At 69.2% G+C, this 6,014-nt stretch carries 6 protein-coding genes; 4 read left to right on the forward strand and 2 right to left on the reverse strand.

Annotated features, from left to right (window positions below):
• Positions 1 to 6 precede the first annotated feature (6 nt).
• The gene (locus VFE05_07110; protein HET6229824.1) at positions 7 to 219 is read right to left on the reverse strand and encodes a hypothetical protein; all 213 of its coding nucleotides are present in this window, start codon (positions 217 to 219) and stop codon (positions 7 to 9) included.
• 234 nt (positions 220 to 453) lie between these two features.
• Between VFE05_07110 and VFE05_07115 the strand changes: the two genes are divergently transcribed.
• From VFE05_07115 to VFE05_07125, 3 genes are all read left to right on the forward strand, one after another.
• Positions 454 to 3,534 (forward strand): hypothetical protein, encoded by a 3,081-nt coding sequence (locus VFE05_07115; GenBank protein ID HET6229825.1) that lies wholly within the window; start codon positions 454 to 456, stop codon positions 3,532 to 3,534.
• A gap of 60 nt (positions 3,535 to 3,594) precedes the next feature.
• Entirely contained in the window at positions 3,595 to 4,056 is a 462-nt protein-coding gene (locus VFE05_07120; GenBank protein ID HET6229826.1) for a GNAT family N-acetyltransferase, read from the forward strand.
• Positions 4,057 to 4,199: 143 nt separating this feature from the next.
• Entirely contained in the window at positions 4,200 to 4,661 is a 462-nt protein-coding gene (locus VFE05_07125; GenBank protein ID HET6229827.1) for a hypothetical protein, read from the forward strand.
• Positions 4,662 to 4,709: 48 nt separating this feature from the next.
• Here VFE05_07125 and VFE05_07130 read toward each other — a convergent pair whose 3' ends face one another.
• Positions 4,710 to 5,420, reverse strand: a complete 711-nt coding sequence (locus tag VFE05_07130) for a DUF1579 family protein (GenBank protein HET6229828.1) — start codon at positions 5,418 to 5,420, stop codon at positions 4,710 to 4,712.
• A gap of 16 nt (positions 5,421 to 5,436) precedes the next feature.
• Between VFE05_07130 and VFE05_07135 the strand changes: the two genes are divergently transcribed.
• Positions 5,437 to 5,844 carry a GntR family transcriptional regulator gene (locus VFE05_07135; protein ID HET6229829.1) on the forward strand — a complete coding sequence of 136 codons (408 nt, stop codon included), beginning with the start codon at positions 5,437 to 5,439 and terminating at the stop codon, positions 5,842 to 5,844.
• Positions 5,845 to 6,014 lie beyond the last annotated feature (170 nt).

Below are 6,014 nucleotides of genomic sequence, written 5' to 3' on the forward strand. Positions count from 1 at the left end.
GTGCGTTCAGCAGGGCCAGCAGGCGTCGCCCGTCCGCGGCACGAAGCACGAGTCCCCGCAGCTTCCCGGCATGCAGGTGGGGCCGCCCACGTACTGCGTCGGGTCGCAGCGGGTGGTGGCCATCTGGCCTCCCACCGTTCCCCTCGTGTCGAGCGTCTCCGGCGTCGTCTCGAAGGCAGTGACCTTCAGCTCGTCGAGGTTCAGGGCGAACTTCTTCATGGACCACCTCACGATCGGGGAAGTGAGAAACGGCAGTAAAAGGAATGTAGCGAACGGCAGCCTTTGCGGCCATCGCGCGAGAGTTGCCGGCCAACGCCTGCATCGCCGTACGCGACCCGTCGCGCGGACACACTTCCGCACCGGAGCGGGATGGGCGGGTTGCCAGCGCGGACCACGCCTTGCAATTCCGCCGCGCGGCTTTACAGCGTGTCCATTCGGTGTAACTTCGGTCGCATGAAAGATCGCATCGTCATACGCGGGGCCCGGCAGCACAACCTCAAGAACCTGGACCTCGACCTACCGCGCCGCGCGGTGATCGTGGTCACCGGTCCGTCGGGGTCGGGCAAGTCGTCGCTCGCCTTCGACACCATCTACGCCGAGGGCCAGCGGCGCTACGTGGAGAGCATGTCCACGTACGCCAAGCAGTTCCTCGACCGCATGGAGAAGCCCGACGTGGACCGCGTGGAGGGCATCTCGCCCGCGGTCGCCATCGAGCAGCGCAACCCCACCAAGACCAGCCGCTCCACCGTGGGCACCGCCACCGAGGTGTACGACTACCTGCGCCTGCTCTGGGCGCGCGTGGGCCGCACCTACTGCCCCGGCGACGGCCACGGCCCCTGCGGCCGCGAGATTCGCCCGGACTCGGTCACCTCCGCCACCGACGCCGTGCTCGCGCTGCCCGCGGGCACGCGCGTGATGCTCGCCTTCCCGCTGCCGCTCTCCGCCCGCGTCACGCACGCGCTGGTGGTGGAGAACCTGCGCGCGCTGGGCTTCATGCGCGTGCTGGCCGACGGGCGCGAGCTGCACCTGGAAGAGCTGGACGAGGGCACCGACCTCACCCGCGCGTCCGAGCTGCTGGTGGTCGTCGATCGCCTGCGCGTCGATCCGGAAGAGCGGGGGCGCCTGGCGGACTCGCTGCAGATCGCCTTCACCGAGGGCGAGGGCGAGGCGGTCGTCGTCCCGGTGGATGGCACGCCGCTGCGCTTCACCGAGCGCTTCCGCTGCCCCGTGCACCCGCAGATCGAGTTCGCGCCGCCCACGCCGCAGCTCTTCTCGTTCAACAACCCGTACGGCTCGTGCCCGGAGTGCACCGGCTTCGGCGCCGTGCTCAGCTACGACGAGTCGCTCATCGTGCCCAACCCCGGCCGCTCCCTGGGCGAGGGCGCCATAGACCCGTGGAGCAAGCCGCGGTACGAGGCCAAGCGCAAGAAGCTGGCGGACTTCGCGAGCCGCCAGGGCATGTCGATGGACGCGCCGTGGGAGCGCCTGCCCGAGGAATTCCGCCACGCGCTGATGCACGGCACGCGCGGCTTCGAGGGCGCCATGCCCTTCCTGGTCGCGCTGGAGGAGAAGCGCTACAAGCAGTACATCCGCGTCTTCCTGCGGCAGTACCAGGGCGCGCGCACCTGTCCGACGTGCGCCGGCGCCAAGCTGCGCCAGGAAGCTCTCCGCGTCCGCCTCGCCGGCCGCACCATCGCCGAAGTCTCCGAGATGCCCCTCGGCAGCCTCCGCGGCTGGATGCGCACCCTCACCTCCAACGGCGCGCAGCCCGTGGGTGTGCAAACGTCCGCCGGTGCGAGCACGTCGGCGGATTCGGGAGATGCACAGCGTTCAGTAGATGCGACGGATTCGGGAGATGTGGGTCGGACGAAAGATTCCGACAATCCAACCCTCTCGACTGATGTGTTGCCATCTATCGATGCGGCTACGTCCGTCGCCCCGGCCGCCTCTGCCGATGCGGAAGATGCGGCCTACTCGGTGGACGAGGCGATCGCCTGCCCGGCGCCGCTGTCGCCGTCCGAGCGGGAGATCGCGGGGTCGATCCTGAAGGAGCTGGATGCGCGCATCGGCTTCCTGGACGACGTGGGCCTCGGCTACCTCACGCTCGACCGGCAGACGCGCAGCCTGTCGGGCGGCGAGGCGCAGCGCATCACGCTGGCGAACGCGCTGGGCAGCAAGCTCGTGGACACGCTGTACGTGCTGGACGAGCCCACCATCGGCCTCCACCCGGCCGACAACGACCGGCTCCTGCGCCTGCTCGTGCGCCTGCGCGAAGGCGGCAACACCGTCATCGTCGTCGAGCACGACCCCGAGGCCATGCGCATCGCCGACTACCTCGTGGAGCTGGGGCCGGGCAGCGGGGAGCTGGGCGGCTCGCTCGTCTTCGCCGGCACGCTGGCGGAGATGCTGGAAGCCGACACCCTCACCGGCCGCTTCCTCTCCGGCCGCGAGGAGATCGCGGTGCCCGAGCGGCGGCGGGCCGCGCGCGGCGCCCGCCTGCGCATAGAAGGCGCGCGCGAGCACAACCTGGTGGGCGACGCGGTAGACATCCCGCTGGGGCTGCTCACCGCCGTCACCGGCGTCTCCGGCTCCGGCAAGTCCACGCTCGTGCACGACGTGCTGTACCGCGCCGTGGAGCGCGAGCTGAGTGGCGGCGAGACCAGCGCCAAGCGCCACCTGGGCGAGGCCGTGGGCGCGTACGACCGGCTCACCGGCACCGCGTTGCTCAAGGAGGTCGTGCTGGTGGACCAGTCGCCCATCGGCCGGACGCCGCGGTCCAACCCCGTCACCTACATCAAGGCGTACGACGAGGTGCGCCGCATCTTCTCGTCGCTTCCCGAGGCCAAGAAGCGCGGGCTGGGGCCGGGCAGCTTCTCGTTCAACGTGGCGGGCGGGCGCTGCGAGGCGTGCAAGGGCGAGGGCCAGGTGCAGGTGGAGATGGTGTTCATGGCCGACGTGTTCGTGCCGTGCGAGACATGCGGCGGCGCGCGCTTCAAGCCCGACGTGCTGGCCGTCACCTACCGCGGGCGCAACATCAAGGACGTGCTGGAGCTGACCATCGACGAAGCCATCCGCTTCTTCCTGCACGAGGACAAGCTGGGGCAGACGCTGTGGCACCTCCAGCAGGTGGGCCTCGGCTATCTCCGCCTCGGCCAGCCCGCCCCCACGCTCTCCGGCGGCGAGGCGCAGCGCATCAAGATCGCCCGCGAGCTTGCGATGGGCGCCAGGCGCGGCGGCAAGAAGCTGTACATCCTGGACGAGCCCACCACCGGCCTGCACCTGGACGACATCCGCAAGCTCCTCCGCGTCCTCGGCGACCTCGTCGATGCCGGCCACACCGTGCTGCTCATCGAGCACAACCTGGACGTGATCAAGACGGCGGACTGGGTCGTGGACCTCGGCCCCGGCGCCGGCCCGTCCGGCGGCCACGTCGTCGCCATGGGCACCCCCGAGGAAGTCGCCGCCGTCCCCGAAAGCCTCACCGGCCGCTGGCTCGCCCCGCTGCTGGCCAAGGCCGCGGCGGGCGTGTCCTGACATCAGCAGCCAACCTGACGATGTGCTGACCACATCATGACCAAGTAGGCGTCGATCCACATGACAGGACTTGTGCGCGCACCGCTGTCCATCCGTCTCGCTGCTCGCGATGATGTCAGCGAGATTGCACGTCTCCTCACCGAGCTGGGCCATCCGACCGATGCGTGTGCTGCCGATGAGCTCTGGGACGAGTGGTCCGCGTCGGGAAATGCTGCGGTCGTGGCTGCCGCTCCAGAGGGCGGCCTCTCCGGGGTAGCGACACTGCACCGGATGGTGGTTCTGCACCGGCCAAAGCCCGTCGGGCGCATTACCGCGCTGGTGGTGGATCCCGGCGTGCGAGGCCAAGGAATCGGCCGCGCACTCGTGGCCGCGGCGGAAGATTGGCTCACGCGTGCCGGCTGCGGGCTGCTGGAGATCACGAGTAATCTTCGGCTCGTGGAGGCCCATGCCTTCTACGAGCATATCGGCTATGAACGTACCAGTATCCGCCTCGCCAAGCCGCTGACGTATCCGTCAGCTTGAACTCGGCTGCGGGCGTGCCGGACCTGGTCGCTTGTCGTGAAGCTCGCATTCTGGAACCGGAAGCATGTCACCCATGTTGCGCTGGGCCAGACGTCGATGGGAGACGATGTGCTCGCGGCCACACCTGTCAACGAAGCGCGTCCATGGATGAGCAGCGGCTGAAGGATGAGGCGGAGCTGCTGCGGTGGAGTTTGGAGGCCGGATTTCGGACCGTGTGCGACGCCGTTGCCTGGGCCGACTCGGTTATCGAAGCCCATCCGCAGCCGCCCATCAGCATCATCGAGATCTCCCTCGCCGGCCGCCGCTCGCCAGCCGATATGGCGACGCTTCTTGCGGCGGTGCCGGGCGAGCCTGCCGCGACTGCCTCGAGGCGCAAGTGGTTCACGGAGGTGCTCCGCGTGCTCGATGCCCAGCCGGAGATGGGTGAGGCGGTCGCGCGCGTTCTCGCGCGTCTCACTGCGGCGGAGGTTCTGCCGTCCGATGAGTTCGGCTGGGATGCTTACGGCTTGGTAGACGCGTTCGAACTCGCACGCCAAGGAGTTGCCGGGACGTACGATGCTGCGATGGACGACCTGCGGGACTACCTCACGCGCCACGCTCGGTAGAGACGCCGCCGCTACGGCCAGCCCGATGGTTGGGCTTCCGTCCTACGTTCACTCCTGCCGTTCCGACTCGACCTCCCAGAACGTCTGCCATTCTGCGCCGTCCACCGAGCACTCCCACGTTCCCGTCATGGTGTCGCCGTCGTCGCTGAACTCGACGGTGCAGCGCACGTCCATGAAGCCGCCGCCCATGGGCCACCTGCCGGTGAGGAGCCACGTGTCGCCGCGAGCCTCGTATCTCCAGTCATTGGTCATGCCGTTGTCGTAGTAGCTGTGGACGGGATATCCGCCCTCCTCCTCGGCTCCGATGATCTCGATGCAGGCGTCCACCCCGTCGCCGACCCGGCCGTCGAAGCGGTGGATGAGGAAGCGCTCGCCCTCCAGCCACTCGTAGCTCTCCCACGCCGTGATCACCGCAGCCGGACCGACCATGCCTTCGAGCTGCCGTCCCGTCGTGCTCCAATGCCCGACGAACCGGCCGAGACCCTCGCGGTCCGTGAATGCTGCGGCGTCGCTACTGGACGCGGCGTCCTGATTCATCCCAATCTCCCGATAGAGTCGAGGCGTCTTCATCCTCCGGCGGATTCCGAAGGTAGTGCAGAGGCCGGCAAAGCTCGTTCCCCGCAGCCCGCCAACGGAAATTCCGGTGCGAAACGTGGTCGGCAGACAAAATCCTTGACGGGGGATTCTCAGCCTCTTAGTGTACTGGTAGGCTAGTACACCGGTACACACCCGCTCCCCGGCCGCAGTGCTCTTCTTCATCGAACCCTCGTCTCCCGTGCCGATCTATTCGCAGATCGTGTCGCAGGTGCGTGGGGCCGTGGCCGGCGGCGAGCTGCGCGGGGGCGACGGGCTGCCCTCGGTGCGGCAGCTCGCCGGGGAGCTGCGGGTGAACCCGAACACGGTGGCGCAGGCCTACCGCGAGCTGGAGCGCGAGGGCATCACCTTCGTTCAGCGCGGGCAGGGCACCTTCGTGGCCGACGTGCAGCCGGAGCAGCAGGCCAGCCGCCGCGCCGAGATGGGCCGCGAGCTGGTGGAGCGCATGCTGGACGACGCGCACCGGCTGGGCTTCGCCCCGGCGGAGGTGCGCGAGATGGTGGAGCAGGTGCTCGCGGAAGCACCCGCGAGGCGGCACGATGGCGCGGCGGCCCACGACACGGCCCCCGCGGTTCGCCCCGAACCGTAGAGAGATCCCCATGAACCCCCTCACGATCCAGCTCACCCTGACGCCCGGCATGATCGCCGGCGCCCTGGTGTACGACGCGTTCCTGGTGCTGCTGGGCGTCGCCGCCGTGCGCCGCCTGCGTGCCGCCCGGCCGCTCGCCCCCTCGCAGCGCGCCGGGCGCACTCCGCGCG

It is taken from the genome of Longimicrobiaceae bacterium, assembly GCA_035696245.1.
Classification (GTDB): domain Bacteria; phylum Gemmatimonadota; class Gemmatimonadetes; order Longimicrobiales; family Longimicrobiaceae; genus DASRQW01.

Bases quoted from the DNA above. Each gene is read 5' to 3' on its own strand.
- VFE05_07125 (HET6229827.1), top strand. From the start codon at position 4,200: ATGGATGAGCAGCGGCTGAAGGATGAGGCGGAGCTGCTGCGGTGGAGT.
- VFE05_07115 (HET6229825.1), top strand. From the start codon at position 454: ATGAAAGATCGCATCGTCATACGCGGGGCCCGGCAGCACAACCTCAAG.
- VFE05_07130 (HET6229828.1), bottom strand. From the start codon at position 5,420: ATGAAGAAGAGCACTGCGGCCGGGGAGCGGGTGTGTACCGGTGTACTA.
- VFE05_07120 (HET6229826.1), top strand. From the start codon at position 3,595: ATGACAGGACTTGTGCGCGCACCGCTGTCCATCCGTCTCGCTGCTCGC.
- VFE05_07110 (HET6229824.1), bottom strand. From the start codon at position 219: ATGAAGAAGTTCGCCCTGAACCTCGACGAGCTGAAGGTCACTGCCTTC.